This is a genomic window from Streptomyces cinereoruber (assembly GCF_009299385.1).
Classification (GTDB): Bacteria; Actinomycetota; Actinomycetes; order Streptomycetales; family Streptomycetaceae; genus Streptomyces; species Streptomyces bikiniensis.
Window position 1 is genome coordinate 5,692,517 of sequence record NZ_CP023693.1, and the last position, 27,000, is coordinate 5,719,516.

General features: G+C 72.9%; 19 protein-coding genes. 14 read left to right on the plus strand and 5 right to left on the minus strand.

Going from position 1 to position 27,000, the window contains the following annotated elements:
• The first annotated feature begins 62 nt into the window (after positions 1 to 62).
• Complete coding sequence (locus tag CP977_RS25770) at positions 63 to 1,985, plus strand: IucA/IucC family protein (protein WP_183953395.1); 1,923 nt, start codon at positions 63 to 65, stop codon at positions 1,983 to 1,985.
• Between the two features lie 37 nt (positions 1,986 to 2,022).
• Complete coding sequence (locus CP977_RS25775; protein ID WP_152370878.1) at positions 2,023 to 3,996, plus strand: ATP-dependent DNA helicase; 1,974 nt, start codon at positions 2,023 to 2,025, stop codon at positions 3,994 to 3,996.
• Between the two features lie 115 nt (positions 3,997 to 4,111).
• On the opposite strand, the gene lexA is transcribed toward CP977_RS25775, so the two are convergent.
• Positions 4,112 to 4,900, minus strand: a complete 789-nt coding sequence (gene lexA, locus CP977_RS25780) for a transcriptional repressor LexA (RefSeq protein WP_030220842.1) — start codon at positions 4,898 to 4,900, stop codon at positions 4,112 to 4,114.
• A gap of 503 nt (positions 4,901 to 5,403) precedes the next feature.
• Here lexA and nrdR point away from each other — a divergent pair.
• Both nrdR and CP977_RS25790 read left to right on the plus strand, forming a co-directional pair.
• A complete protein-coding gene (gene nrdR / locus CP977_RS25785; RefSeq protein WP_062751870.1) occupies positions 5,404 to 5,913 on the plus strand; it encodes a transcriptional regulator NrdR in 510 nt (169 codons plus the stop codon).
• A 178-nt stretch (positions 5,914 to 6,091) separates the two neighbouring features.
• Positions 6,092 to 8,989 carry a vitamin B12-dependent ribonucleotide reductase gene (locus CP977_RS25790; RefSeq protein WP_062751869.1) on the plus strand — a complete coding sequence of 966 codons (2,898 nt, stop codon included), beginning with the start codon at positions 6,092 to 6,094 and terminating at the stop codon, positions 8,987 to 8,989.
• 60 nt (positions 8,990 to 9,049) lie between these two features.
• On the opposite strand, the gene CP977_RS25795 is transcribed toward CP977_RS25790, so the two are convergent.
• Positions 9,050 to 9,580: a TerD family protein gene (locus CP977_RS25795; protein WP_152370879.1), complete on the minus strand. Its 531-nt coding sequence runs from the start codon at positions 9,578 to 9,580 to the stop codon at positions 9,050 to 9,052.
• 374 nt (positions 9,581 to 9,954) lie between these two features.
• On the opposite strand from CP977_RS25795, the gene CP977_RS25800 reads away from it, so the two are divergent.
• From CP977_RS25800 to CP977_RS25820, 5 genes are all read left to right on the plus strand, one after another.
• Positions 9,955 to 10,560, plus strand: coding sequence for a YdbC family protein (locus CP977_RS25800; protein ID WP_062751867.1), 606 nt, complete (start codon positions 9,955 to 9,957; stop codon positions 10,558 to 10,560).
• Positions 10,561 to 10,626: 66 nt separating this feature from the next.
• Entirely contained in the window at positions 10,627 to 11,286 is a 660-nt protein-coding gene (locus CP977_RS25805; RefSeq protein WP_062751866.1) for a histidine phosphatase family protein, read from the plus strand.
• 12 nt (positions 11,287 to 11,298) lie between these two features.
• Positions 11,299 to 12,207 carry an ADP-ribosylglycohydrolase family protein gene (locus CP977_RS25810; RefSeq protein ID WP_062751865.1) on the plus strand — a complete coding sequence of 303 codons (909 nt, stop codon included), beginning with the start codon at positions 11,299 to 11,301 and terminating at the stop codon, positions 12,205 to 12,207.
• Between the two features lie 397 nt (positions 12,208 to 12,604).
• Complete coding sequence (locus CP977_RS25815) at positions 12,605 to 13,321, plus strand: ribonuclease HII (protein WP_109184164.1); 717 nt, start codon at positions 12,605 to 12,607, stop codon at positions 13,319 to 13,321.
• A gap of 104 nt (positions 13,322 to 13,425) precedes the next feature.
• Positions 13,426 to 14,058: a hypothetical protein gene (locus tag CP977_RS25820; RefSeq protein WP_062751863.1), complete on the plus strand. Its 633-nt coding sequence runs from the start codon at positions 13,426 to 13,428 to the stop codon at positions 14,056 to 14,058.
• Positions 14,059 to 14,222: 164 nt separating this feature from the next.
• Here the strand turns inward: CP977_RS25820 and CP977_RS25825 are convergent, their stop codons facing one another.
• Positions 14,223 to 14,852, minus strand: coding sequence for a hypothetical protein (locus tag CP977_RS25825; RefSeq protein ID WP_109184165.1), 630 nt, complete (start codon positions 14,850 to 14,852; stop codon positions 14,223 to 14,225).
• 346 nt (positions 14,853 to 15,198) lie between these two features.
• On the opposite strand from CP977_RS25825, the gene CP977_RS25830 reads away from it, so the two are divergent.
• Positions 15,199 to 17,358 carry a RecQ family ATP-dependent DNA helicase gene (locus CP977_RS25830; RefSeq protein WP_152370880.1) on the plus strand — a complete coding sequence of 720 codons (2,160 nt, stop codon included), beginning with the start codon at positions 15,199 to 15,201 and terminating at the stop codon, positions 17,356 to 17,358.
• Positions 17,359 to 17,470: 112 nt separating this feature from the next.
• On the opposite strand, the gene CP977_RS25835 is transcribed toward CP977_RS25830, so the two are convergent.
• Complete coding sequence (locus CP977_RS25835; protein ID WP_109184167.1) at positions 17,471 to 19,006, minus strand: ATP-dependent DNA ligase; 1,536 nt, start codon at positions 19,004 to 19,006, stop codon at positions 17,471 to 17,473.
• Positions 19,007 to 19,097: 91 nt separating this feature from the next.
• Entirely contained in the window at positions 19,098 to 20,213 is a 1,116-nt protein-coding gene (locus CP977_RS25840; protein WP_152370881.1) for a winged helix DNA-binding domain-containing protein, read from the minus strand.
• A gap of 317 nt (positions 20,214 to 20,530) precedes the next feature.
• Here CP977_RS25840 and CP977_RS25845 point away from each other — a divergent pair, with 317 nt between their 5' ends.
• From CP977_RS25845 to CP977_RS25860, 4 genes are all read left to right on the plus strand, one after another.
• Entirely contained in the window at positions 20,531 to 22,021 is a 1,491-nt protein-coding gene (locus CP977_RS25845) for a DUF4192 domain-containing protein (protein WP_152370882.1), read from the plus strand.
• A 115-nt stretch (positions 22,022 to 22,136) separates the two neighbouring features.
• Positions 22,137 to 24,191, plus strand: a complete 2,055-nt coding sequence (locus tag CP977_RS25850; RefSeq protein WP_152370883.1) for a glycogen debranching N-terminal domain-containing protein — start codon at positions 22,137 to 22,139, stop codon at positions 24,189 to 24,191.
• Positions 24,192 to 24,312: 121 nt separating this feature from the next.
• On the plus strand, positions 24,313 to 25,077 hold the full coding sequence (locus CP977_RS25855; protein ID WP_152370884.1) for an NUDIX hydrolase: 765 nt from the start codon (positions 24,313 to 24,315) through the stop codon (positions 25,075 to 25,077).
• A gap of 121 nt (positions 25,078 to 25,198) precedes the next feature.
• Positions 25,199 to 26,998, plus strand: a complete 1,800-nt coding sequence (locus tag CP977_RS25860) for an ATP-binding cassette domain-containing protein (protein ID WP_152370885.1) — start codon at positions 25,199 to 25,201, stop codon at positions 26,996 to 26,998.
• The last annotated feature ends 2 nt before the right edge of the window (positions 26,999 to 27,000 follow it).

Here is a 27,000-nt window from a genome sequence, read left to right on the forward strand (position 1 = left end):
ACCCGCCCCCTTCCTTGAGTCCACCGCTCGTCCCACAGCGGTTCCCACCCCGAGGAGTCCTCGTGTCGACGTTCCCTGCACCCCACGACTCCGCACAACCCGCCCCTCCCGCCCCGCCCTCCGTCCCGGCTCCCGCTCCCGCTCCCGACGCCCTGACCTCCGCGCCCACCCCTCCCGCCCCCGGGCCCGAACTGCTCTCACCCCCCGAGCTGAACGCCGCCGCCTGGACCCGGGCCTCCTCCCGGCTCCTCGCCAAGCTCCTCGCCGAGTTCGCGTACGAGGAGGTCATCGAACCCCTTCCGGTCGAACATCTCCCGGCTGAAGCCCTCCCGGCCGAACCCCGGGACGGCGAGTCCGGCCGCTACACGCTGCGGCTGGACGACGGCACCGCGCTCACCTTCCGTGCCCGCCGCGGCGCCTACGGCAACTGGCGCGTCGCCGCCGACTCGATCACCCACGAGGGCCGGCCCCTCACCGACCCCTTCGACCTCCTGGTCCGCGCCCGCGGCCTCCTCCGGCTCGACGGCGCCACCCTCGGCCACCTCATCCGCGAACTCTCCGCCACCCTCGCCGCCGACACCCGCCTCGACCACACGGCCCTCACCGCGCACGAGCTGGCCGAGCTCTCCTACGCGGAACTCGAAGGACACCAGACCGGCCATCCCTGGCTCGTCCTCAACAAGGGCCGCATCGGCTTCTCCGCCTCCGACACCGCCCGCTGGGCCCCCGAGGCGCGCCGCCCCACCCGGCTGCCGTGGATCGCCGTCAGCAACCGCCTCGCCGCCTACCGGGGGGTCCCCAGTCTCAAAACCCCCGACCGTCTCTACAGCGGGGAACTCGACCCCGAGGTCCGTGCCTCCTTCCGCGCCGTCCTCACGGCCCGCGGCCACACGCCCGACGACTACCTCCTGCTTCCCGTCCACCCCTGGCAGTGGGACGAGGTCCTGCTCCCGCTCTATGCCCCGGCCGTCGCGGCCGGGGACATCGTCCCCCTCCCCGCCGACGGCGACCTGCGCCTGCCGCAGCAGTCCGTCCGTACCTTCCTCAACACCAGCCGCCCCGACCGGCACACGGTCAAGCTCCCCCTCTCCGTGCTCAACACCCTCGTCTGGCGCGGGCTGCCCACCGAACGCACCCTCGCCGCCCCCGCCGTGACCGCCTGGGTCCACGGACTGCGCGACGCCGACCCGTTCCTGCGGGACGAGTGCCGGGTGATCCTCCTCGGGGAGGTCGCCTCCGTCACCGTCGAGCACCCGCTGTACGACCGGCTCCCCGAAGTCCCCTACCAGTACAAGGAACTGCTCGGCGCGATCTGGCGCGAGCCCCTGAGGCTGCCGCCGGGCGAGCGGGCCCGGACCCTCGCCGCGCTCCTCCACACGGACCCGGCCGGCCGGGCGTTCGTCGCCGAACTCGTCGAGCGCTCGGGACTCGCCCCCGCCGTCTGGCTCCAGCACCTCTTCACCGCTCTGCTCCCTCCGCTGCTGCACTTCCTCTACCGCTACGGCACGGTCTTCTCGCCGCACGGTGAGAACGCGATCGTCGTGTACGACACCGACGACGTCCCCGTGCGTCTGGCGATCAAGGACTTCGTCGACGATGTGAACATCAGTGCCCACCCGCTTCCCGAACACGCCACCCTTCCGGATGATGTCCGCGACGTCCTGTTGACGGAGGAGCCCGATTTCCTGACGCAGTTCATCCACTCGGGGCTCTTCGTCGGCGTCTTCCGCTACCTGGCGCCGCTCTGCGAAGAACAACTCGGAGTGCCCGAGCGGGACTTCTGGGCCCTCGTCCGCGCCGAGATCCTGCGCCACCAGGCGCGCTTCCCCGACCTGAAGGAGCGCTTCGAACTCTTCGACCTGCTCACCCCCCGCATCGAGCGTCTCTGCCTCAACCGCAACCGTCTGCACCTGGACGGCTACCGGGACCGGTCCGAGCGTCCCCACGCGGCCGTCCACGGGACCGTCCCCAACCCGCTCGCGTGACCGGGCTGTCAGTGCCGCCCCGTAGGGTGGGAGGGCTATGACGAAGCCATCCCTCCCCGACCTCCTCCACGCCGCCGTCTCCGCCGTCGGCGGCACGGAGCGGCCCGGCCAGGTCGCCATGGCCGAGGCCGTGGCCGAGGCCATCGACGACAACTCCCACCTCCTCGTCCAGGCCGGCACCGGCACCGGCAAGTCGCTCGGCTACCTCGTGCCGGCGCTGGCCCAGGGGGAGCGGGTGGTGGTGGCCACGGCCACCCTGGCGCTGCAGCGCCAGCTCGTCGAGCGCGACCTTCCCCGGACGGTCGACGCGCTGCATCCGCAGCTGCGCCGCCGCCCGCAGTTCGCCATGCTCAAGGGCCGGTCGAACTACCTCTGCCTGCACCGGCTCCACGAAGGGGTGCCGCAGGACGAGGAGGAGGGGCTCTTCGACCCCTTCGAGGCGGCCGCGCCCACCAGCAAGCTGGGCCAGGACCTGATGCGCCTGCGCGACTGGTCGGACGAGACGGAGACCGGAGACCGGGACGATCTGACGCCGGGCGTCTCCGACCGGGCCTGGGCCCAGGTCTCGGTCTCCTCCCGTGAGTGCCTCGGCGCGAGCAAGTGCGCCTACGGGGCGGAGTGCTTCGCCGAGGCGGCCCGTGAGCGCGCCAAGCTCGCGGACGTCGTCGTCACCAACCACGCGCTGCTCGCCATCGACGCCATCGAGGGCGCCCCGGTGCTCCCGGAGCACGAGGTGCTGATCGTCGACGAGGCCCACGAGCTGGTCTCCCGCGTGACCGGCGTCGCCACCGGGGAGCTCACCCCCGGCCAGGTCAACCGTGCGGTGCGGCGGTCCGCGAAGCTCGTGGACGAGAAGGTCGCCGACCAGTTGCAGACCGCCGCCGAGGGCTTCGAGCGGGTCATGGAGCTGGCGCTGCCGGGCCGCCTGGAGGAGATCCCGGAGGACCTCGCGTACGCCCTGATGGCGCTGCGGGACGCGGCCCGTGCCGTGATCACGGCCCTGGGCTCGACCCGCGACCGGTCCGTGCAGGACGAGGACGCCGTGCGCAAGCAGGCCATGGCCTCGGTGGAGACCGTCCACGGCGTCGCGGAGCGGATCACGCAGGGTTCCGAGTACGACGTCGTCTGGTACGAGCGGCACGACCGCTTCGGCGCCTCCTTGAGGGTCGCGCCGCTCACCGTCTCCGGCCTGCTCCGGGAGAAGCTGTTCACCGAGCGGTCCGTGGTGCTCGCCTCGGCCACGCTCAAGCTGGGCGGCGACTTCAACGGCGTCGGGGCCTCGCTCGGCCTCGCCCCCGAGGGCACCACCGGCGACGACCTGCCGGTCTGGAAGGGCATCGACGTCGGCTCGCCGTTCGACTATCCCCGGCAGGGCATCCTGTACGTCGCCAAGCACCTCTCCCGCCCCGCGCGTGACGGGGACCGGGGTGACATGCTCGACGAGCTCACCGAGCTGATGCAGGCGGCCGGCGGGCGGACCCTGGGCCTCTTCTCCTCCATGCGCGCGGCGCAGCAGGCGGCGGAGGAGCTGCGGACCCGGGTCCCGGAGCTGCCGATCCTGCTCCAGGGCGAGGACATCCTGGGCGAGCTGATCAAGAACTTCGCCGCCGACCCGAAGACCTGCCTCTTCGGCACGCTGTCGCTCTGGCAGGGCGTGGACGTCCCGGGCCCCAGCTGCCAGCTGGTCGTCATGGACAAGATCCCGTTCCCGCGCCCGGACGACCCGCTGATGAGCGCCCGCCAGAAGGCCGTCGAGGAGGCCGGGGGCAACGGCTTCATGGCGGTCGCGGCGACCCACGCGGCCCTGCTGATGGCCCAGGGAGCGGGCCGCCTCGTGCGGGCCACCGGCGACCGGGGCGTCGTGGCGGTCCTCGACCCCCGCCTCGCCACGGCCCGCTACGGCAGCTATCTCAAGGCCTCGCTGCCCGACTTCTGGTACACCACCGACCGCAACCAGGTGCGGAAGTCGCTCGCGGCCATCGACGCCGCCTCGAAGGCGGCGAACGCCTGAGAGCCGGCCCGGGGAGCGTTTGAGAACGGGCCCGGAAAACCGGGCCCGGAACACGGCAGGGCCCCGGAACCGGCGCAGGGGGTTCCGGGGCCCGGTCAGAGCCGACGGGATGCGGTCACACCCGTCGCAGCACCGCCACGACCTTGCCGAGGATGGTGGCCTCGTCGCCGGGGATGGGCTGGTACGCGGCATTGTGCGGCAGCAGCCAGACGTGGCCGTCCTCGCGCTTGAAGCGCTTGACCGTGGCCTCGCCGTCCAGCATCGCGGCGACGATGTCGCCGTTCTCCGCGACGGGCTGGCGGCGGACGGTGACCCAGTCGCCGTCGCAGATGGCGGCCTCGATCATCGAGTCGCCGACGACCTTCAGAACGAACAGCTCGCCGTCGCCGACCAGCTGCCGGGGGAGGGGGAAGACGTCCTCGACGGACTCCTCGGCCAGGATCGGACCGCCGGCGGCGATCCGGCCGACCAGCGGGACGTACGACGCGGCGGGCTTGCCGGTGGTGTCCGTGGGCTGGGTGCTCGGCTGGTCGGAGCCGCGCACCTCGTACGCCCGGGGGCGGTGCGGGTCGCGGCGGAGGAAGCCCTTGCGCTCCAGGGCCATGAGCTGGTGCGCCACCGAGGAGGTGCTGGAGAGGCCCACCGCCTGCCCGATCTCGCGCATCGACGGCGGGTAGCCGCGCCGCTGGACCGAGTCGCGGATGACCTCGATGACCCGGCGCTGCCGGTCGGTGAGGCCGGAGCTGTCGGCCCGGATGCCGGGAGGTCGTCCGGGGAGGGCTCGGGCGGGACGCCCGGGCTCCTCGCCGTTCACGTTCACGTCGCTCATGGCGTGCACCGCCTCGAGTCGGCCCAGGGAGCGGTCCTGGGCGGTGATGGTGGCACTGTCTGCGGTGGTGGTCACGTCGTCGGCCCCTCTCGAATGGTCTCCCTGGCTGGCACAACGGTAGTAGCTTTCGAAAGGTTGCGCCAAACACACGTTCGAGTGAAAATTCGCGGATTGCCCTGCGTCTACCTGGGGAGAGGTGTATGCGCGTCGCCGCTTCCGGCTGCCGCGACGCCGTCCCGGGACCACCGCGCCGCCGCTCGGGCTCGGCCCTTCCGATAGCCTTCGCCGCTGGGTCTCGATCGCCCGCGACCGGTCGCCGGTTCCCTCGGTGCCGCGCCCGTCGGATCAGTGTCACACCCGTCGGGGCGGAATCCCGGGAACGGGCGCGCCGCGACACGCGGGAGGCCCCGGAAACACCCCCGACCCAAGATCTAGTGGTTGGATGTCATCGGCCACCCAGGGGTAGTGGTCCCGGTCTGCCGGGGGTGCTCGCATCGCCTATGCTGGTGGTCGCTCCGCAGGGCCCGACGGGCCGCGCGGGGCCTGTCAGTCGTGCCGTGAGGGAGGCTTTGGAACCAATGCACTGCCCCTTCTGCAGGCACCCCGACAGCCGCGTCGTCGACAGTCGCACCACCGACGACGGGACGTCCATCCGACGCCGTCGCCAGTGCCCCGACTGCTCCCGTCGTTTCACGACGGCGGAGACCTGCTCGCTCATGGTGGTGAAGCGTTCCGGCGTCACCGAGCCCTTCAGCCGCACCAAGGTCATCTCCGGCGTGCGCAAGGCGTGTCAGGGACGGCCGGTCACCGAGGACGCCCTCGCCAAGCTCGGCCAGCGGGTCGAGGAGGCGGTGCGCGCCACCGGCAGCGCCGAGCTGACCACCCACGACGTGGGCCTGGCGATCCTCGGCCCCCTGCGGGAACTCGACCTCGTCGCGTACCTGCGCTTCGCGTCCGTCTACAAGGCCTTCGACAGCCTGGAGGACTTCGAGGCCGCCATCGCGGAGCTCCGCGTGCGGCCCCCCGTCGAGAATCCCGGAAGCGGCGCGACCCCAGGGGTCCCCGTTCCCGCCACCGCCGCCGACTGACCGGCGGTCCGGGCCGTCGTACGGCCCGGTGCGACCGGCCGCCGTCGCGCGGCCCGGCAGACGTGCCCCGAACGGCCTCTCGGCCCTCGTGGCAGCAGTACTGAACGACGTACCAGAAGACGGTGCCCTGGGACTATCTGGGCGCCAAAGTGTGTTTTGCCCGTATATGGGAGGCGGCATGACAGAGACGGCGAGCGGCCCGGCACGTGGTTCCCGCACCAAGGGAGCCAAGTCGGCGAGCAAGGGCCTGCGCATCGAGCGCATCCACACCACCCCCGGCGTGCATCCGTACGACGAGGTGACGTGGGAGCGCCGGGACGTCGTCATGACCAATTGGCGCGACGGCTCGGTCAACTTCGAGCAGCGCGGCGTCGAGTTCCCCGACTTCTGGTCGGTGAACGCGGTCAACATCGTCACCAGCAAGTACTTCCGCGGCGCGGTCGGCACCCCGCAGCGCGAGACCGGTCTCAAGCAGCTCATCGACCGGATCGTGAAGACCTACACGAAGGCCGGCGAGGAGTACGACTACTTCGCCTCGCCCGCCGACGCCGAGATCTTCGAGCACGAGCTGGCCTACGCCCTCCTGCACCAGATCTTCAGCTTCAACTCGCCGGTCTGGTTCAACGTCGGCACCCCGCAGCCCCAGCAGGTCTCCGCCTGCTTCATCCTGTCCGTCGACGACTCCATGGAGTCCATCCTCGACTGGTACAAGGAAGAGGGCATGATCTTCAAGGGCGGCTCCGGCGCCGGCCTGAACCTCTCCCGCATCCGCTCCTCCAAGGAGCTGCTCTCCTCCGGCGGCAACGCCTCCGGCCCGGTCTCCTTCATGCGCGGCGCCGACGCCTCCGCCGGCACGATCAAGTCCGGCGGCGCCACCCGCCGTGCGGCCAAGATGGTCATCCTCGACGTCGACCACCCCGACATCGAGGACTTCATCGAGACCAAGGTCAAGGAGGAGGAGAAGATCCGCGCCCTCCGTGACGCGGGCTTCGACATGGACCTGGGCGGCGACGACATCACGTCCGTCCAGTACCAGAACGCCAACAACTCCGTCCGCGTGAACGACGCGTTCATGAAGGCCGTCGAGACCGGCGGCAAGTTCGGCCTGCGCGCCCGCATGACCGGCGAGGTCATCGAGGAGGTCGACGCCAAGGCGCTCTTCCGCAAGATGGCCGAGGCCGCGTGGGCCTGCGCCGACCCGGGCATCCAGTACGACGACACGATCAACCGCTGGCACACCTGCCCCGAGTCCGGCCGCATCAACGGCTCGAACCCGTGCAGCGAGTACATGCACCTGGACAACACGTCCTGCAACCTCGCCTCGCTGAACCTGATGAAGTTCCTCAAGGACGACGGCAAGGGCAACCAGTCCTTCGACGTCGAGCGCTTCGCCAAGGTCGTCGAGCTCGTCATCACCGCGATGGACATCTCCATCTGCTTCGCCGACTTCCCCACCCAGAAGATCGGCGAGAACACCCGAGCCTTCCGCCAGCTCGGCATCGGCTACGCCAACCTCGGCGCCCTCCTGATGGCGACCGGCCACGCGTACGACTCCGACGGCGGCCGCGCCCTCGCCGGCGCCATCACCTCCCTGATGACCGGCACCTCGTACAAGCGCTCCGCCGAACTCGCCGCGGTCGTCGGCCCGTACGACGGTTACGCCCGCAACGCCGAGCCGCACCAGCGCGTCATGAAGCAGCACGCCGACGCCAACACCGCCGCCGTCCGCATGGACGACCTGGACTCCCCGATCTGGGCCGCCGCCACGGAGGCCTGGCAGGACGTGATCCGCCTCGGCGCCAAGAACGGCTTCCGCAACGCCCAGGCCTCGGTCATCGCCCCCACCGGCACCATCGGTCTCGCGATGTCCTGCGACACCACCGGCCTGGAGCCCGACCTCGCCCTGGTCAAGTTCAAGAAGCTCGTCGGCGGCGGCTCGATGCAGATCGTCAACGGCACCGTCCCGCAGGCCCTGCGCCGCCTGGGCTACCAGGAGGAGCAGATCGAGGCGATCGTCGCCCACATCGCCGAGCACGGCAACGTGATCGACGCCCCGAGCCTCAAGACCGAGCACTACGAGGTCTTCGACTGCGCCATGGGCGAGCGCTCCATCTCCGCGATGGGCCACGTCCGCATGATGGCCGCCATCCAGCCGTGGATCTCGGGCGCCCTCTCCAAGACCGTGAACCTGCCGGAGACGGCCACGGTCGAGGACGTCGAGGAGGTCTACTTCGAGGCCTGGAAGATGGGCGTCAAGGCGCTCGCGATCTACCGCGACAACTGCAAGGTCGGCCAGCCGCTCTCCGCCAAGAAGAAGGAGGACGAGAAGGCCGAGGTCACCGCGAAGTCCGAGGCGACGATCCGCGAGGCCGTCGAGAAGGTCGTCGAGTACCGCCCGGTCCGCAAGCGCCTGCCCAAGGGCCGCCCGGGGATCACCACCTCCTTCACCGTCGGCGGCGCCGAGGGCTACATGACCGCCAACTCCTACCCGGACGACGGTCTCGGCGAGGTCTTCCTGAAGATGTCGAAGCAGGGCTCGACCCTCGCCGGCATGATGGACGCCTTCTCCATCGCCGTCTCCGTCGGCCTCCAGTACGGCGTCCCGCTGGAGACGTACGTCTCGAAGTTCACCAACATGCGCTTCGAGCCGGCCGGCATGACGGACGACCCGGACGTGCGGATGGCGCAGTCGATCGTCGACTACATCTTCCGCCGCCTGGCGCTCGACTTCCTGCCCTTCGAGACCCGGTCCGCCCTCGGCATCCACTCGGCCGAGGAGCGCCAGCGCCACCTGGACACCGGCTCGTACGAGCAGTCCGAGGACGAGGAGGTCGACGTCGAGGGCCTGGCCCAGTCGGCCCCCCGCACCCCGGAGCTGAAGGCCGTCGCCACCGCCCCGGCCCCGAAGGCCGAGGTCCCGGCCCCGAAGCAGGCCCACACCTCGGCGGAGCTCGTCGAGATGCAGCTCGGCATCAGCGCCGACGCCCCGCTCTGCTTCTCCTGCGGCACGAAGATGCAGCGGGCCGGCTCCTGCTACATCTGCGAGGGCTGCGGCTCCACCAGCGGCTGCAGCTGATCCGTCCGTGAAAGGGGCGCCGACCGACCGGTCGGCGCCCCTTTCACATGCCCGGAGGGGTCAGGAAGCCTCGGCTCCCAGGAGGGTGCCGAAGGTCTGGGGATCGGCGTCGAAGCCGCGTGGGATCGGGCGGTACGACCAGCTGTCCGGCCCGGTGCGGGTGAATTCCACGACCGTCGCCGCCAAGGCGTCCGGGACGTCCGCGAAGTCGTGGGTCAGGAGGTCCGCGTAGCCCTCGCGGACCCGCACGCCCGTGCCCGCTATGTCACCGAAGGACAGCCGCCCGCCGCTCTGCTGTATGGCCACGCCGACCACCACGCGCGCGTACCTCGGCGCCAGCCGGTCCAGTTCCACGGTCATGGCCTCGTCGTAGCCGAACCCCTGGCCCGTACGGCTGTCGCGGTGGAGCGTGATCGTGCCGTCCGGGGAACGGCTGCCGAAGTGCACCAGCTGGACCGGCGCGCCGTGCGGGTCGTCGGCGGTGAAGACGCCGGCGACGAGGTCCAGGTCGTGGGCCGGGGAACCGGCCGGGGCGGGGTCCCACTTGAGCGTCACCTCGACGCGCCCCACCCCTTTGTTGAGTCCGCTCATGGTGCTTCCCCTCTCCGCGCGCGCCCCCGCGCACGCCTCGCCTCGTACCGCCGGCCCGTTCGGAGGACCCTCGGCCGATCCCTCGGTCGCGGGTCGATCACTCATGGTGTCATGCGCCGGTGACAGAGGGGCCGGTGCGCGAGGGGGAGAGGGGCGCGCGGAGCGGTGACGAGCCGGATCTCGACGTCGGCCTGGCTCGAATCGGTCGGGTCGGTGGGCGGGCCGGGAAGACCGCGGTGGTGAGCGGGCCCTGACGGCCCTTCACCGGGTGCGTGTACGGGCGTTCTGTTCGAGAGCGGGGGAGCGCGCGGGCCCGGAGCGCGTGCGCCCGCCGGGGACTGCCGGGGTGCTCTCCGGCCCCGTACGATGGCGCGGTGCTGGTCAAGTGGATTCGCTGCACCGTGGTGGACCGTCGAGGGTTCGAGCGGGGGCAGCGGAAATGGGCGGGGCTGCTCGGTGAGCCGGGCTTCCGGGGGCAGGGCGGCGGGTGGAGCCGGAGTCGGCCGGACGTCGCCCACGTCTTCGCGTTCTGGGAGAGCCGGGCCTTCTACGACTCGTTCATGGCGCGGTCGCACGACCGGCTCGCGGCGTCGCAGGTGGGCACGTTCCGGGACGGCCAGGTCAAGCTGTTCGACCACCGCTTCGACGTGAAGACGGGGTTCGAGCCGCGCTTCGCCGACGCCGACGTGGCACGGGTGGCGCACTGCCGTGTCCACGAGGACCGCGCCGAGCACTTCGCCCTCATGCAGGAGAAGGTGTGGAACCCGGCGATGGCCGGATCCCCCGGCATGCTGCGAGGCATGTTCGGCGAGGCGCCCGGCAGCGAGTTCCTGGTCCTCTCGATGTGGCAGTCCACCGCCGAGCACGGCAAGTACCGCGAGGAGCGGGTGGAGCGGCTCGGGCTGCGGGCCCGGACCGCGGCCGACGTGGCGGCCCTGAACGGGGACGTGGTGCGGCTCGAACCGTCCTGGACGGTCTGAGGCCCCCGCCCCGCTGGTGACCCCCTCGGCCGAGCCTTCCGGAGGACGGCGATCTAGGGTCGGGGTATGGCACGACCGCGGCGCATCGTCCTCGTACGACACGGAGAGTCCGAGGGCAATGCCGATGACACGGTGTACGAACGGGAGCCCGACCACGCCCTGCGGCTCACCGAGACCGGGTGGCGGCAGGCGGAGGCGACGGGAGAGCGGCTGCGGGAACTCTTCGGCGAGGAGGCGGTCAGCGTCTACGTCTCGCCGTACCGGCGCACCCACGAGACCCTCCGCGCCTTCCGGTTCCCCCCGGAGCAGGTCCGGGTCCGGGAGGAGCCGCGCCTGCGGGAACAGGACTGGGGCAACTGGCAGGACCGGGAGGACGTACGCCTCCAGAAGGCCTACCGCGACGCGTACGGGCACTTCTTCTACCGCTTCGCCCAGGGGGAGTCGGGCGCGGACGTCTACGACCGGGTCGGGGCCTTCCTGGAGAGCCTGTACCGCAGCTTCGAGGCGCCCGACCACCCGCCCAACGTCCTCATCGTCACCCACGGCCTGACCATGCGCCTCTTCTGCATGCGCTGGTTCCACTGGACGGTCGCGGACTTCGAGTCGCTGTCGAACCCCGGCAACGCCGAGACGCGCGTCCTCCTGCTCGACGAGGACGGGAGATACCGTCTGGACAGGCCGTTCGAACGCTGGCGTACCCCCGAACCGTACGGCAGCACCGGATAGAGTGGCAGACCGATGACCGCTGACTCCTCACCCGACCGGCGCTTCGACCGCGCCCTGGCCAGCCTGCGCGGGCTGTCCGTGGGAGACGCCCTGGGCTCCCAGTTCTTCGTACCCGTCCACTACCCCCTGCTGAAGCGGCGCGAGCTGCCCCCCGGCCCCTGGCAGTGGACCGACGACACCGAGATGGCCTGCTCCGTCCTGGCCGTCCTCGCGCGACACGACCGGATCGACCAGGACGCCCTGGCCCTGTCCTTCGCGCACCACCACGACTTCGACCGGGGCTACGGCCCGGCGGTCAACCGGATGCTCAGGCTCATCAGGGAGGGCGGCGACTGGCGGGAGCTGGCCGCCGCGCTCTTCAAGGGGCAGGGCTCCTGGGGGAACGGCGCCGCGATGCGGATCGCCCCGCTCGGGGCCTGGTACGCGGACGACCCGGAGCAGGCGACCCACCAGGCCGAGATCTCCGCGTACACGACCCACCAGCACCGCGAGGCCGTGGTGGGCGCCATGGCCGTCGCCGCCGCGGCCGCCCTCGCCGCCGATCCCGCCGGGCCGCCCACGCCCGAGGCGCTGCTCGACGGGGTGATCGCCCTGGTGCCGCGCAGCGCGGTCGGGGCGGGCCTGCGCAGGGCCCGCGACATGCTCGACTACGGCGACCCCGGCACGGTCGCCGCCGTACTCGGCAGCGGACGGCGCACGAGCGCGCACGACACGGTCCCCTTCGCCCTCTGGTCGGCCGCGCGGGCGCTCGGCGACTTCGAGCGGATGTTCTGGACGACCGCGCAGGTCGGCGGGGACGTCGACACGACCTGCGCCATCGCGGGAGGCGTGGTGGCCGCCACGGCGGTCGGCGCGCCGCCTGCGGAGTGGCTGGGACAGACCGAGGAACTTCCGGAGTGGGTCCCCACCACGGCCTCTTGAGGCCGTGACCCGGCGCCGCCGGGTGGGGGACGCCGACCGGGTTCGGGCGTGACGTCCGCCGTGTCCGGCCGTTCCTTTCCGCTTCGCGGATGCGACCTCTCCGTGTGGGGGCGGGGGCGCGATTGGCCGGTCCGGGGTGGTCCGTTCCTTGGTTCGTCTCCTCGGATTCCCTTGCCTACCTGCGCCCGAGCAGGTGATTTTCTGTTTCCGTGCGGGGAATGGAGCGGATGGTGACCCGATCTCCGTGGCTGTTCCTTTCGGGATGGCGCGTCGGTACGCGATGTGCGGAAGCGAATCCGGGAGCGGTCGGGAAATGGTGACGGTGGGACTTCCCGGGAAGCTTGGCGGGAATCCGGGTATCGCGGGCGGTGCGGGGCGGCGTAACCTGTCTGGCGCCATGCCGTACGAACCCCCCACCCACACCGTCGAGCGATCGCTCCGCGCCACCACCGGCGCCAGAATCGTCGCCGGAGTCGATGAGGTCGGGCGCGGGGCGTGGGCCGGTCCCGTCACGGTCTGCGCGGCCGTCACCGGACTGCGCCGGCCCCCCGAAGGGCTCACCGACTCCAAGCTGATCACCCCCAGGCGCCGCGCCACCCTCGCGGTGGAACTGGAGCAGTGGGTCACGGCGTACGCGCTCGGCGACGCCTCCCCGGAGGAGATCGACGACCTCGGAATGACCGCGGCCCTGCGGCTCGCGGCGGTCCGGGCCCTCGAAGGCCTTCCCGTGCGGCCCGACGCGGTGATCCTCGACGGCAAGCACGACTACCTCGGCAGCCCCTGGCAGGTCCGTACGGTGATCAAGGGCGACCAGTCCTGCATCGCGGTGGCCGCCGCCTCCGTCCTCGCGAAGGTCCGCCGGGACACCCTCATGGCGGAGCTGGAGGTCGGGACCGGAGCGGGGGAGTACGCGCCGTACGCCTTCGGGGCCAACGCGGGCTACCCCTCGCCGGTCCACCGGGCCGCCCTCGAAGAGCTGGGCCCCACCCCGTACCACCGGCTCTCCTGGTCCTACCTGGACGCGCTGCCCCGGTGGCGTCACCTCAAGAAGGTCCGTCTCTCCGTCGAGGCGGCCGCGCTGGAAAGCGGGGGCCAACTCGGCTTCGACTTCTGAACTTCCGGTCACGGGGCCGCCGAAGGGCTGCTCACGCGCCCGGGGTGCACCTCTGTGCCCACCCGCCGATGCCCCGCGCAGCGGCGTTTGATAGACATCCACCCATGCCTCTCATCCCCGAGGAGCCTCAGATTCACGAGAGCGCCCAGGGTCCCCGCGCCACCGCGGCCGCCGGCCGCCCCGCGTCGACCCCCCGTCCCGTACCCGGTCCGCGTTCCGCGGCCTCTCCGCGCCCCGGACATCCCGTTCCCGGCCCTGCCCGGCCCGCGCCGCCGAAGCCGCGCCCCGCGGCCGGGAAGTCTCCGGCCGCCGGCACGGAAAATCGTTCCGACCAGCGTTCGGCCCCGCAGCTCCAGCTGATCCCGGCCCCTGTCGACGGCGCGCTCGACGCCGCCGAGGAGGCATTGGACCTGCTCCTGGAGAGTGGCCGGACCCCTGGCGAGGTCCTGGTCCTCACCACCGGCGAGCAGCACCCGTGGGCGGCGCACGAGCTGTCCTTCGGCGAAGCCGCCTACTGGGCCCAGCAGGACACTGCCGACGACGTGTTCTTCGCCGACGCCTCAGCCGTGGAGCGGGCAGCCCCCCGTCCCGTGGTGATCGTCGCCGTCAACGGCGGGGACGACGAGGCGACCGCCCGCGCCCTGCCCGTGGCGATGGCCCGCGCGGGCGCGCTGCTCGTCGTCTGCGGCGACCCGCAGCGCATCACGGCGCTCCTCGGAGCGGGCGCCGGCGTCTGACCGGCGACGGGGCGACCGACCGACCGATCGGCGGCTGGGTGACCAGTGGCCGGGTGACCGCGTGACTGGGCGTCCGGCCGGTTCGGCCGACCGGTCGCTCCTCCGCCGGGCCGTACAGGGCCCGGCGGAGTGCGGTGCCGTCTACGTCGGTGGTGCCCGTGTGGTCAGCGCGCGGCGGCCCGGCGCAGTGGTTCGGCCGCGCCGCTCGCCGTCCTCGGCGTGATCCGGTCGAACTCGGCCGGTCCCTCACCGAGCGGCACGGGAAGCGAGTCGGAGCTCGGCCGGCGGCCTCCGCGGCCCTCGCCGAGCACCTGCCAGCCCCCTCGGGTCAGCGTGATGTACGCGCCGCAGCGCAGCCCGTGCAGCGTGCAGGCGTCCCGGAGCCCCCACATCCAGGCCCCGTCCTCCTCCGTCCAGCGCTCGTCGCCCTCGCGGCAGTACAGCAGCACCGCGGTCCGCACGGGCGCACGCCTCCGCAGGTCGTGCGGGATGACGCGCCGCAGGTGCGCCAGGAGCGCGTTGCGGAACTCCCAGCCGTCCGCCGGGACGGAACGGCGGACGAACGAAGCGCTGGCGGCGATCCGCTCCTCGTGGTCCAGGACCGCGAGGACCGCCGTCGAGGGCGTGGGCGCGTGACGGGAGTGCAGGCCGCCGACGACCTCGCGCGGATTGCGCAGCAGGGGGATCCCCGCCTCGGCCCACTCGGAGGGTTCGAGTATCCGGGCGAGGCGGCTGGCGGACCCGGACGACGATCTGAGCGAGGCGGCTGTGGGCGGAGCGAATCCGAGGGTCACGGTCCTCCCTTCGGATACGCGCCCGCTGGGCGGGCAAGGTCGGGTGAGGGCGCACCACGGCACAGTCCTTCCGGACCGCTGACGGGCCTTGTGGGGCGGTGGTCCAATTCTTGCGGGCCCGTGCGCGAGCGGCAATGAGCAATTGAGACCGCTGACGGGAATGAGTTGGTATGCCACTCATATCCCTGCCCAGTTGCCCATTGTTCACTCCCCGTTCGTCCGACGGTTTCCTCTCCACGCGGCGGACACCCCGCAGGCACCAGCGGAAACACCCCTTCCGCTCGTGGACGGGTCGTCACGCTGGGTGAGTTCGCCGATTGTCGGTGGCATCGGGTTGCATGGAGGCATGGACAACCTGGAGCTCCGCGCCGAAGCCGATGCCGTTCTCGCCGAGCTGGTCGGAGCCCCCGAGGGGACGGCGCGGCTGCGGGAGGACCAGTGGCTGGCGGTGGCCGCCCTGGTGGAGGAGCGGCGGCGGGCCCTGGTGGTGCAGCGGACCGGCTGGGGCAAGTCGGCGGTGTACTTCGTCGCCACCGCCCTGCTGCGCCGCCGCGGTTCGGGACCCACCGTGATCATCTCGCCGCTCCTCGCCCTCATGCGGAACCAGGTCGAGGCGGCGGAGCGGGCCGGCATCCGGGCGCGCACCATCAACTCGGCCAACCCCGAGGAGTGGGAGACGATCTACGACGAGGTCGAGCGCGGCGAGACCGACGTCCTCCTCGTGAGCCCCGAGCGCCTCAACTCCGTGGACTTCCGCGAGCAGGTGCTCCCCAAACTGGCCGCCACCACGGGCCTCCTGGTGGTCGACGAGGCGCACTGCATCTCCGACTGGGGCCACGACTTCCGCCCCGACTACCGCCGACTGCGCACCATGCTCACCGAACTCGCCCCCGGAGTGCCGGTCCTCGCCACCACCGCGACCGCCAACGCCCGGGTGACCGCCGACGTGGCCGAGCAGCTCGGCACCGGGGCCGGTGAGGCGCTGGTGCTGCGCGGCTCCCTGGAGCGGGAGAGCCTGCGGCTCGGCGTGGTCCGGCTGCCCGACGCCGCGCACCGCCTTGCCTGGCTCGCCGAGCACCTGGACGAGCTGCCGGGCTCCGGGATCGTCTACACGCTGACGGTCGCCGCCGCCGAGGAGACCACGGCCTTCCTGCGGCAGCGCGGCTTCCCCGTCGCCTCGTACACGGGCCGTACGGAGAACGCCGACCGGCTCCAGGCCGAGGCCGACCTCCAGGAGAACCGGGTGAAGGCGCTCGTGGCGACCTCGGCCCTCGGCATGGGCTTCGACAAGCCCGACCTCGGCTTCGTGATCCACCTCGGCTCGCCGTCCTCCCCGATCGCCTACTACCAGCAGGTGGGCCGGGCCGGCCGCGGTGTGGAGCACGCGGAGGTGCTGATGCTGCCGGGCAAGGAGGACGAGGCGATCTGGCGCTACTTCGCCGACACCGCCTTCCCGCCCGAGGCACAGGTCCGCCAGACCCTGGCCGCCCTCGCCGACGCGGGACGGCCGCTGTCCGTGCCGGCCCTGGAGGCGGCGGTGGACCTGCGGCGCACCCGCCTGGAGACGATGCTCAAGGTCCTCGACGTGGACGGCGCCGTGCGACGGGTCAAGGGCGGCTGGGAGAGCACCGGACGGCCCTGGGCGTACGACACCGAGCGGTACGCGTGGGTGGCGCGGCAGCGGGCCGCCGAGCAGCAGGCCATGCGCGACTACGTGAGCGCCACCGGGTGCCGGATGGAGTTCCTGCGCCGGCAGCTGGACGACGAGGGCGCGGCCCCGTGCGGCCGCTGCGACAACTGCGCGGGCGCCTGGGCAGACGCCTCCGTGTCGCAGGAGACGCTGACGGGCGCGACCAGGGAACTGGACCGCCCGGGCGTGGAGGTGGAGCCGCGCCGCATGTGGCCGACCGGCATGCCCGCCCTGGGGATCGAGCTCAAGGGCCGCATCCCCGCCGGCGAGCAGTGCTCCACCGGAAGGGCCCTGGGCCGGCTCTCGGACATCGGCTGGGGCAACCGCCTGCGCCCCCTCCTCGCCGAGAACGCGCCCGACGGGCCGGTCCCGGACGACGTCCTCAAGGCCGCGGTGGCGGTCCTCGCCGACTGGGCCCGTTCCCCGGGCGGCTGGGCGCCGGGCGTCCCGGACGCCTCCGCCCGGCCGGTGGGAGTCGTCGCGGTGCCCTCCCTGGCCCGCCCGCACCTGGTCGGCTCCCTCGCCCGGGGCATCGCGGACATCGGCCGCCTCCCCTACCTGGGGACCCTGACCTACACCGGGCCGGACGGCGCGCACGCGGTGCGCCGCAGCAACTCCGCACAGCGCCTCAGGGCGCTCTCCGGGGCCTTCGCCGTCTCCGAGGAACTGTCCGCCGCCCTGGCGGCCGCTCCCGGCCCCGTCCTCCTCGTGGACGACTTCACCGACTCCGGCTGGACCCTCGCGGTCGCCGCCCGGCTGCTCCGCCGGGCGGGTGCCGAGCAGGTGCTCCCCCTGGTCCTCGCCGCGGCCGGCTGACCTCTCCGGCCCCGGCTGACCCTCTCTCCGCCTCTCCGGCTCCGGCGGGCGCCTCCGGCCGGAGAGGCGGAGAGGCGGAGAGAGGCAGTCCGAACCGGTCGGGCGCTCCCGGTCAGGGGAGGAGCGCCGTCACCGATTCCACCGTGTCCGCGTCCGCGGGAAGCTTGTCGTCGCGGTAGCGGACCACGCGGGCGAAACGGAGGGTGACACCCGCGGGGTAGCGGGTGGAGCGCTGGACCCCGTCGAAGGCGATCTCGACGACGAGTTCGGGCCGTACGGTGACGCCCCAGGGCTCCTCCGTGACCACCAGCTTCCGCAGGCGCTCGGTCTGCCAGGCGAGCAGGGCGTCGGTCAGGCCCTTGAACGTCTTGCCCAGCATGGCGAAGGAGCCGTCGGCCGCCCGCGCACCCAGATGCAGGTTGGAGAGCGTCCCGGTGCGCCGGCCGTGGCCCCACTCGGCGCCGAGGACCACCAGGTCCAGGGTGTGCACCGGCTTCACCTTCAGCCAGGAGGTGCCCCGGCGCCCCGCGCTGTAGGCCGCGTCGAGGGACTTCACGACCACGCCCTCCTGGCCCCGTTCGAGCGCCTCCGACGCGAAAGCCTCCGCGGCCGCGCGTTCCTCCGGGGCGGTGGGGTCCGCCACCACCAGGCGGCGCACGCGCTGCGCCTCGGGCACCAGCCGGTCGAGGAGCGCGCGCCGTTCGGAGGCCGGAACGGCGAGCAGGTCCTCGCCGTCGACGTACAGCACCTCGAAGAAGACCGGGGAGAGCGGCACCGCCGTCTGCGCACCCACCACGTCGAGGGTGGATCCGGTCCGTCCGGACGTCTCCTGGAACGGTCGCGGCCGCCCCCGCTCGTCGAAGGCCAGCAGCTCCCCGTCCAGCACCACCTGGCGTACCGGCAGCGTGCGGACCAGCGACACCACCTCGGGGGTCCGGTCGGTGATGTCGGCGAGCGTACGGGTGAAGACGCGTACGTCGTCCCCGTCGCGGTGCACCTGGATGCGGATGCCGTCGAGCTTCTCCTCCAGGGCGCAGGGTCCCGTCCTGGCGAGAGCTTCACCGACGTTCTTGGCGGTGTGGGCCAGCATCGGCAGGACCGGGCGCCCCACCGTGAGCCGGAACCGGCCGAGGGCGGAAGGGCCTTCGGCGAGCAGGACCTCGGCGACGGCCGCCGGCGAACCGCTCAGCATGACCGCCTGCCGGACGTCGGCGACCGGTGCCCCGGCCGCGGAGGCGAGACCCTCCACGGCCACGGCGTCGAGGGCACCCTGCCTCAACTCGCCGCTGATCAGCCGTACGAGGAACAGCTGCTCCTCCTCGGTGGCCGCGCCCATCAGCTCGTCGAGGAGCCTCTTCCGCTCGCCCTGCGCGCCCTTGCCGGACACGGCGGCGATCCGGGTGAGGAGCGCGTCGACCTCCCGTACCCCGAGCCGCGGCTCGGCGGCCGGTTCCCTTCGCTCCTTGAGCGAGCTCCAGCCGACGCCGATCCTGCGCTGGGGCAGCCGCCCGGCCATATACATGATCACGACGGGGGCGTCGGCGGGATCGGCCGCCCGGAACAGCTCGGCCAGCAGCGCGACCTTCTCCGTGCGTGCCGAGGCGGCGCCGATGTCCCGGGACGCCCGTGCGATGTCGGCGAGTCTCATGCGGAAAGCCCTCTCGGTCGGTACACCCTGCTCGTCCATGCCCGTGAGGCGCGGTGCGGCGCACCGACCCGCCGTTCGCCTCGAAGAGGCCTCAGATCGTTCGCACCGACATCGCGTACGACCGGCCGTTGCACACCTCCAGGTGCCCGACCTCGGCCTCCAGCGCCTCCTTCGGCACCTCGGGGCTCTCGGAGAACAGCTGCACGTCCACGGTCTCCTCGGTGATCTCCCATACCCCGGCGACCCGCCCCCGGTACACCACCACGGGCGTGATCCACCCGGACGTACGGCTCACCGCCTTGCGGCGCTCCGCCCGCAGGATGCGCGTGTCGGACGTGCCGGGCCCCAGCACGTACTGGTCGAACCCTGCCAGCAGCCGCACCTCCTCCGACGGTCTGGTCGCCGCCAGCGCGTCCACGTCCTCGGCGCGCAGGTAGCACGCCGTTCCGTCCACCTCCACCTTTGCCAGCTCCTCGCCGAGCGAGGCGAACCAGCCCCGCACCGCCGTCTTGCGGTGCGCGTTGCGCGTCAGCCAGGCGTCGAAGGTCTCCGGGGTCGCGGGTCCGTGCGCCCCGAGGTACGCGGGGATCACGGTCCGAACCGCCTCCTCCGGCTCGACCGTCCCGGACCAGCCGGGCACCCGGTCGCGCGGCGAGGCGAAGGTGACGCGGTTGCCCTGGTTCGGGCCGTGGCACAGCTTCCCCGTCCAGGCCAACGGTTTGAGCACCGTTCCCCAGCCGGACGTCAACTGCGCCTCCAGGGCGGCGAAACCCTCGCGGGCCACCAAGGCCTCGGTGAGCTCCTGGCGGGTGAGGGTCCTGCCGGCGAGAACCTCGTCGACGGCCTCGCCGAGAGCCGTCATCTGCGTCGGCGTGACCCCGAACGCCCGTTGCCAGGCGGGCTTCTCCCAGGTCCGCGCCGCCGCCATCAGCGACAGGTAGGCCGCCATGTGCTCGGCCGCCACCAGGTGGAGCGTGCCCCGCATGACCCAGGTCTTGACCACCTCGCGGGCGTCGAGGGCCTTCTGCACGGCACCGGCCTCCGGCCTCCGCTGCCGGGTGGCGAGGGCGAGCTCCGCGGACGAGGCCACCTGCGCCTGCACCCCCGCGAGCTCCCGCACCAGCTCCGAGACAGAAGCCGTCCGCCGGGGCGCGAGGCTCTGCCTTTGCAGCCGCCAGGCGAGTACCTGATCCTGAGTCACCTGCATGGGCGCTCCTCGGTGTAGGTCGCAGATCGCCTGCCATCCTGCCCGAACAGGGGGTCGAAACGGGTCCGTCGCACCGGGGAAGGGCCGCATTCCCGCCACCCCGGCGGAACCGGACGAACGCGGCCCGCACCGCCTCGCAGCGCGATCGGATCTTCGAGAGAGTCGTGTGAGTCATACCTCCATGCAACCCGGCGCCTCGGACATCGTGGGCACCGAAGAGCCAATCTGTGGATAACTCCGAAGAGCGGCGGATGCCGCGATCCATGAGTTATCCACAGGGGTTTCGGATTTCGGGAGAACGCGAGAACGTCCTCGCCATGAACGCGAATCGCCACGAAAACAGCGGACCCTCCCGTACCCAGCAGATCACCCTGCGAGGCCCGGCCGAACTGGCCGACGCCCTGCCGTTCATGCTGGGGTTCCACCCCACCGACTCCGTCGTCCTGGTCGGCCTCCACGGCGAACGGGGCCGTTTCGGCGGCCGGGTCAGGCTCGGCATCCCGAGCTCGCCCCGCGAATGGGCGTCCACCGCCGACCACCTCGCCGAATGCCTCGTCGAGGGAGGAGCCCGGTCCGGCGCCCGCCCGGACGGCGTCGTCGTCTTCCTCTGCCAGGACCCGGCCCCCGGTGAGACGGGCCGCCACGTCATGGAGCGACTGCGCCCCTTCTCACAGCGGCTGCGCACCGCCTGCGGCGCCCTCGACATCCCCGTCTACGAAGTCCTCTGCATCTCCGACGGCCTCTACTTCTCCTACTGCTGCCCCGACGCACGCTGCTGCCCGCCCGACGGCACCCCGCTCGCGCTCAGCGGCACGACGGTGATGGCGGCGACCGCCGCGTACGCCGGAATGCAGGTGCGGGGCACCCTGCGGGACATGGAGGCCAGGCTGAAGCCGGCCGGTGGACCCGGGGAGGAAGAGCAGCGGGCCGCGCTCGACGCGGCCGCCGCCTCGATCGTCCCCCGGATCCTCGAAGGCTCCGAGGAGCAGGGACGGGTGAACGTGCGAGAGGAGACCCTGCGCCTCGCCCGCGAGATCCTCCGCCGGTTCGCCAATCCGAAGCCTCTGAAGTCCCCGAAGTCCGCGAAGTTCCCGGAGACCGCGATGTCCCCGGAGACCCGGACGGCTTCGAAGGCTCCGAAGCCGTCGGCGAACACGGCCAATCCGCCGGGCGTGACGATCCCCGGAAGGAACCTCGTCGACACGAGCGAGAGGGATGCGGCCGACGACGCCCTGATCACGCCCGAAGAGGCCGCCGCGCTGATCCTCGGCCTCCAGGACCGGGTCACCCGGGACCGTGCCGCCGAATGGATGGAAGGCTGGGAGGGCACCGCCGCCCTGCGGCTCTGGCGCGTACTGGCCCGGCGCTGTGTCACCCCCTACCAGGAGCACGCCGCCGCGCCCCTCACCCTCGTGGGCTGGACGGCCTGGTCCACCGGCGACGAGCCGACGGCCCGGGTCGCCCTCGGGCTCGCGCTCGGCGCCGATCCCGAATACGTCTTCGCCCAGCTGCTCCACCAGGCGTGCAACGAGGGCCTCGACCCCGAATCGCTCCGCTCCTGCCTGAGGAGCGAGCGGGACTCCCGGACCGCCTCGGAGCAGATCGCCCCGGCGTCCTCCCGGAGGGTCCGGATGCGCGCGTCCCACCGGCAGGGCACCCGCTCCGCCCTCGGCAGGGCCGGTCGGCAGACCGGAACGCGGGACCGGCGCGCGGCGGCCGGAGTCCGGCCCGGCGGTCCCGCCGCCGACCGGCCGGGAAACGGCTCCCCGCGCCACGGCGGACAGCGCGGCAGCAGGAGCGGCCGGTGACGACCGTGACCCGGCCGTCCGCGAACGCGTTCAGCTCTCTGGCGGAGGCGCACGCACCGTGCCGCCGACACTCCGCCGGCCGCCCGGTCCGCACAGAGAGCATCCCGCACCCGCCATGGCCCCCAGCACCGTCCCGGCCCCCGGCCGCCCCGCCGGCCACCCGACCGGCCATGTCCCCGGCAGCCCGCTTCCGCGCGTGGCACGTCCGGTGGAACTCCCACCGGTGCACGGCGCGCTCGTCTGCGTCGCCCTGCCCGCCCTCGCCGTCTGCTCCGAGCACGGACAGCTCACCGGAGAGGGACCGGAAGGCGTGTACGCGGCGGGACGGCGACTCCTCTCCCGCTGTGTCCTCCGGGTGGCGGGCCGTGAGCCCGTCGCCCTCCAGGGCCGCATGGTGTCCGCCGAACGGGCGGTCTTCCTCGGCGTTCTGCGCGTCCCCGGAGAAGCCGGACCCGACCCCGGTCTCACCGTCGAACGCACGCGGAGCGCCGACGGCACCGAGCGGGTCACCCTGCGGAGCACCGTCGGCCGTCCCCTCCGGCTCCCGGTGGAGCTCGCTCTGGGCACGGATCTCGCGGACCTGGGCGCGGTGGCGACCGGCAAGCCCGGACCAGAGCTCGCGGCAAGCGTCCACGGAACCGGACTGCGCTGGACCGGAAGCGACGGCCGGTCGGCCACCGTCACCGCGGACCCGGCGCCCACGGACTCCCTGGCGGCGGCGGGAGTCCTGCGCTGGGAGGCCGAGTTGGCTCCCGGAACCGCTTTCACGATCAGGCTTCGCATCCGAGGAGAGGCGGCGGCCCGTCCAGCGGGCGCCTCGGGAGCGCGCCCCGGCCGACCGGGCGGTCACCTCCTCGCCGAGGTTCGGGCCGAGGCCGACGACCCACGTCCCGGAGAACTGCTGCGTACATCCGTCGAGGACCTGCGGGCCCTGCTCCAGCGCACCCCGGAGCACTCCGCGGACGTGTACCTCGCCGCCGGCGTTCCCTGGCGCTGCGGACCGGTCACCGCCGAGGCGCTCTGGGCGGCCCGGATGGCCCTTCCCCTCGGCACCCGGCTCGCCGTCACCACGCTGCGTGCCATCGGCCGCACCCAACTCGCCGGCGACGGAACAGAGTCGGGCCGCTTCCCGGGGCTCCTCAGGGACGCCGGCCCGCGCCTTCCACCCCGCTGCACGGGTATCGAGGCCACGCTCGCCTTCCCGTCCGTGCTCGCCGAGGCCCGCCGCTGGGGAGTGGCGTCGACGGACCTGGAGGAACTGCTGCCCGTCGCGGAGCGCTGCCTCGAATGGCTGCGCCGCGTCGTCGGCGCGGACGGCCTCGTGCCGGACCCGGGACCCACCAGACCCCGATGGGCCGAGACGCAGGCGCACGCGCACCGGGCGGCGCTGCTCGGCGCGGACCTCCTCGACTCCTGCGGAAGACCCGGTGGTGACGCGCTGCGCGACGCGGCGGGGACACTGCGCGAGCGGTTCCGGCGCGCGTTCTGGACCGACGACCGGGCGGGCGGCCCCGTCCTCGCCCGCACGGCGGACGGCGGGACCCGGCACCGGCCGGGCGGCTGGGCGGCGCATCTGCTCGACACCGGGCTGCTGGGCGGCGGACGGTACGCGCAGGGCCTGCTGGACGCGGCGGAGACCGAGCGGGTGGCCAGGCTGCTCGGCACCCCGGCCCTCGACTCCGGATGGGGACTGCGCGGCCTGGGCGCCAAGGAACCGGACCACAACCCTTTCGGCCACCGGACGGGCGCGGTGCGGACGCACGACACGGCGGTAGCCGTGGCCGGCCTCGCCGCCGCGGGACACGGGAAGGAAGCCGCCTCCCTATTGCGGGGACTGCTCGACGCGGCGGAGGCCTTCGGATACCGGCTCCCCGAGATGTACGCGGGCGAGCAACGGACGACGGGCGGGCGCCCGGTGCCCCACCCGGCCGCGTGCCGGCCTGCGGCCGTCGCTGCCGCCGGGGCGGTCCACGCCCTTCTCGCCCTCGCCGGGATCCGGCCCGACGCGCCCGGCCGGTCCGTCTCGGTGCACCCGCTGCCCTCCGTGCCCCTCGGGGCGATCCGTCTGTCGGGGCTCGTGGTCGCGGGCGAGCCGTTCGCCGTGCGGGTGAGCGGGCTCGGTCTCGGTATGGTCGAGGAGGCCGCGGACGGTCTTCAGCTGGGGGTGTGACGGGATGACGGGTACGGACACGAGGGATGCGTCGCGGCGCACCGGGGGACATGGCGGAGAAGCCGTCGCCGAAGATCCCGCGGGGCGTGTTTATCGTCAGGAAGACGACTATGATCGCGGCATGCCTCCCTACGACCCGTCGGCCTTTCCGCCCTTCGCCGTCACCGTCGATCTGGTCGTGCTCACCGTGCGGCGTCACGCGCTCTGCACCCTGGTCGTACGGCGGGGAGAGGCGCCGTTCCAGGACCGTTGGGCCCTGCCCGGCGGCTTCGTACGGGCGGAGGAGGACCTCGGCGCCGCGGCGGCGCGCGAGCTGGTCGAGGAGACCGGCCTCCGCGCCTACGACCCGGCCGCCCCGGCCCCCGTGCCGAGCAACGGTGCGCACCTGGAACAGCTGGCCACGTACGGGGCGCCCGACCGGGATCCCCGGATGCGCGTGGTGAGCGTCGCGCACCTGGCCCTCGCCCCGGACCTGCCCGCGCCCAGGGCGGGCGGCGACGCCAACAGCGCCCGCTGGGCCCCCGTCGAAGAACTGCTCGGGGAGGACGCGGCCGCCGGCGCCGGGGGAGCGGGGGCGCTCGCCTTCGACCACTCCCGGATCCTCGCCGACGGAGTGGAGCGCGCTCGTTCCAAGATCGAGTACTCCTCCCTGGCCACGGCCTTCTGCCCGCCGGAGTTCACGGTCGGAGAGCTGCGGCGCGTCTACGAGGCCGTCTGGGGCGTGGCCCTGGACCCGCGCAACTTCCACCGCAAGGTGACCGGCACGCCCGGTTTTCTGGTCCCGGCCGGTGGCACCACGACCCGTCAGGGCGGGCGCCCGGCCCAGCTCTTCAGGGCCGGTGGGGCCACCCTGCTCAACCCGCCCATGCTGCGCCCCGAGGTCTGAGGAAGGGAGCCTCCGGCACCCCAGAGCGTCAACCCTGCGAGAAAAGTCCGAAATGTAGCGTTATCTTGCTGCGGTATCGCCGCCCTGCCGCGGAGCGGTGCCACCTACCGCGAGAGAAGCGATGCTCCAGGCAATCGGACTGACCAGCACTCCCCGCAGCGATCGCCCGCCCGCCGTGGACGATCTGACCTTCGAGGCCCGGCCGGGCGCCGTGACCGCCCTCCTCGGCCCCTCGGGCTCCGGCAAGACCACCGCCCTCCGGCTCATGCTCGAACTCGAGCCGGGGCGCGGGATCACCTATTTCCGCGGTCGGCCGCTGCACCGCATCGCCCACCCTCCCCGCGAGGTCGGCGTGCTCCTCGGTGACGTTCCCGGCCACCCCTCCCGCACGCTCGGGGGCCAGCTCCGGATGCTCTGCGCCGCCACGGGGGTCCCGGTCTCGCGGGCCGAGGAACTGCTGCGGAGCGTGGGCCTCGTCGGCCTGGAACGCCGGCCGCTCGGCACCCTGCCGATCGGCGCGGACCGCCGACTCGGCCTCGCCTCCGCCCTGTTGGGCTCTCCTCACACCCTGCTGCTCGACGAGCCGGGTGCCGGTCTCTCCGCGTCCGAGAGTGCGTGGCTTTACGGGTTCCTGCGCGCCCACGCTGCCGAGGGCGGCACCGTGCTCTACACCACGGCGGACCCCAAGGACGCGGCCCGCAACGCCGATCGGGTCGTCACCCTCGACGGCGGCAGACTCGTCGCCGCCCAGGAGGCCGCCGAGTTCGCCCGCACCCGGCTGCGCCCCCGGGTCACCGTCCGCACCCCGCACGCCGCGCGCCTGGCCGCGGCCGTCACCCAGGAGGCGAGGGCCGCCCGGCGGCCGGTGGAGGTGGTCGCGGAGGACGGCAACCGGCTGTCCGTCTACGGCAGCGACTGCGCGTCCGTCGGCGACACGGCCTTCCGACACGGCGTACCGGTCCACCGTCTCGCCGAAGAGACGGGCGACACCGGCACCGCGAGGAGCGTGCAGGGGATCGAGGGAAGCGGCACCTCCCGGGAGCCGGCCGCCGAGCCATGGGCAACCGCGTCCACCTCGCGGGAAATCGCCTCGCCCCCCGCCCGCCACGGCGTACCGGCGGAGCGGCCGACCGCTCGCCGCCGGCCGATGCGCTCCCCCCTGCGCCCGCTCCGCTACGAGGTCCGCCGGCTCCTGGGCGTGCCCTCCACATCGCTCGTCGTGGCGGGCGTCGTCCTCGTCTCCGTGACGCTCGCCCTGCTCCTCGGGCGGGGCGGCCGTGCCGCACTGCCCGCCGTCCTCGCCGGCTGGCCCGCGATCTCCCCGTTGCCGCCCGCCGCGCTGGGGGCCGGACTGCTCGGCGCCTTCTCCTTCGCGGAGGAGTACCGCTACCCCGCGCTCACCACGGGCCGTGGAACCGTGCCCCGCAGACCGGGCCTGCTGCTCGCGAAGCTCGCCGTGGCGGCGGTCGTCGCCCTCGGGCTCGGCACGCTCGTCGTGGCGGTCGACCTGGGAGCCCTGCGGCTCTTCTACGGAGCCGAGTTGATCCCCGTACCGGGGAAATGGCCGATTCTCTGCGCGAATTGGCTGGGCCTGGTCGTCGGCTGCGCCTGGGCCGGGGTGCTCGGCGCCGGTGTGTTCCGGGCCGCCGCGGCCGGGGTGGCGGCCGTCCTCGCCGTGCCGGTTGCCTTCGTTCCGCTGCTGCAGACGGTGCTGACGGGCCCTTCGATGCGGTCGGCCGCCGGACTCCCGGCGCGGCTGCGCGAGTTCGCGGGCCCGCACTGGCCCCCGGGCGTGGACCGCTGGCTGACCGGGGGGCTGCGGGTGCTCGGGCAGCCCGCGGGGGTGGCGCTCTCCCTGACGTTGACGGGACTGTTCTGCGCTTATCTGTTCACCGGCCTTCGCCGCAGGGCCCGTTGGTGACC

Coding starts and splice junctions, on each gene's coding strand:
- CP977_RS25775 (WP_152370878.1), top strand. CDS start 2,023: ATGACGAAGCCATCCCTCCCCGACCTCCTCCACGCCGCCGTCTCCGCC.
- nrdR (WP_062751870.1), top strand. CDS start 5,404: ATGCACTGCCCCTTCTGCAGGCACCCCGACAGCCGCGTCGTCGACAGT.
- CP977_RS25790 (WP_062751869.1), top strand. CDS start 6,092: ATGACAGAGACGGCGAGCGGCCCGGCACGTGGTTCCCGCACCAAGGGA.
- CP977_RS25795 (WP_152370879.1), bottom strand. CDS start 9,580: ATGAGCGGACTCAACAAAGGGGTGGGGCGCGTCGAGGTGACGCTCAAG.
- CP977_RS25805 (WP_062751866.1), top strand. CDS start 10,627: ATGGCACGACCGCGGCGCATCGTCCTCGTACGACACGGAGAGTCCGAG.
- CP977_RS25810 (WP_062751865.1), top strand. CDS start 11,299: ATGACCGCTGACTCCTCACCCGACCGGCGCTTCGACCGCGCCCTGGCC.
- CP977_RS25815 (WP_109184164.1), top strand. CDS start 12,605: ATGCCGTACGAACCCCCCACCCACACCGTCGAGCGATCGCTCCGCGCC.
- CP977_RS25820 (WP_062751863.1), top strand. CDS start 13,426: ATGCCTCTCATCCCCGAGGAGCCTCAGATTCACGAGAGCGCCCAGGGT.
- CP977_RS25830 (WP_152370880.1), top strand. CDS start 15,199: ATGGACAACCTGGAGCTCCGCGCCGAAGCCGATGCCGTTCTCGCCGAG.
- CP977_RS25835 (WP_109184167.1), bottom strand. CDS start 19,006: ATGAGACTCGCCGACATCGCACGGGCGTCCCGGGACATCGGCGCCGCC.
- CP977_RS25840 (WP_152370881.1), bottom strand. CDS start 20,213: ATGCAGGTGACTCAGGATCAGGTACTCGCCTGGCGGCTGCAAAGGCAG.
- CP977_RS25845 (WP_152370882.1), top strand. CDS start 20,531: ATGAACGCGAATCGCCACGAAAACAGCGGACCCTCCCGTACCCAGCAG.
- CP977_RS25850 (WP_152370883.1), top strand. CDS start 22,137: ATGGCCCCCAGCACCGTCCCGGCCCCCGGCCGCCCCGCCGGCCACCCG.
- CP977_RS25855 (WP_152370884.1), top strand. CDS start 24,313: ATGCCTCCCTACGACCCGTCGGCCTTTCCGCCCTTCGCCGTCACCGTC.
- CP977_RS25860 (WP_152370885.1), top strand. CDS start 25,199: ATGCTCCAGGCAATCGGACTGACCAGCACTCCCCGCAGCGATCGCCCG.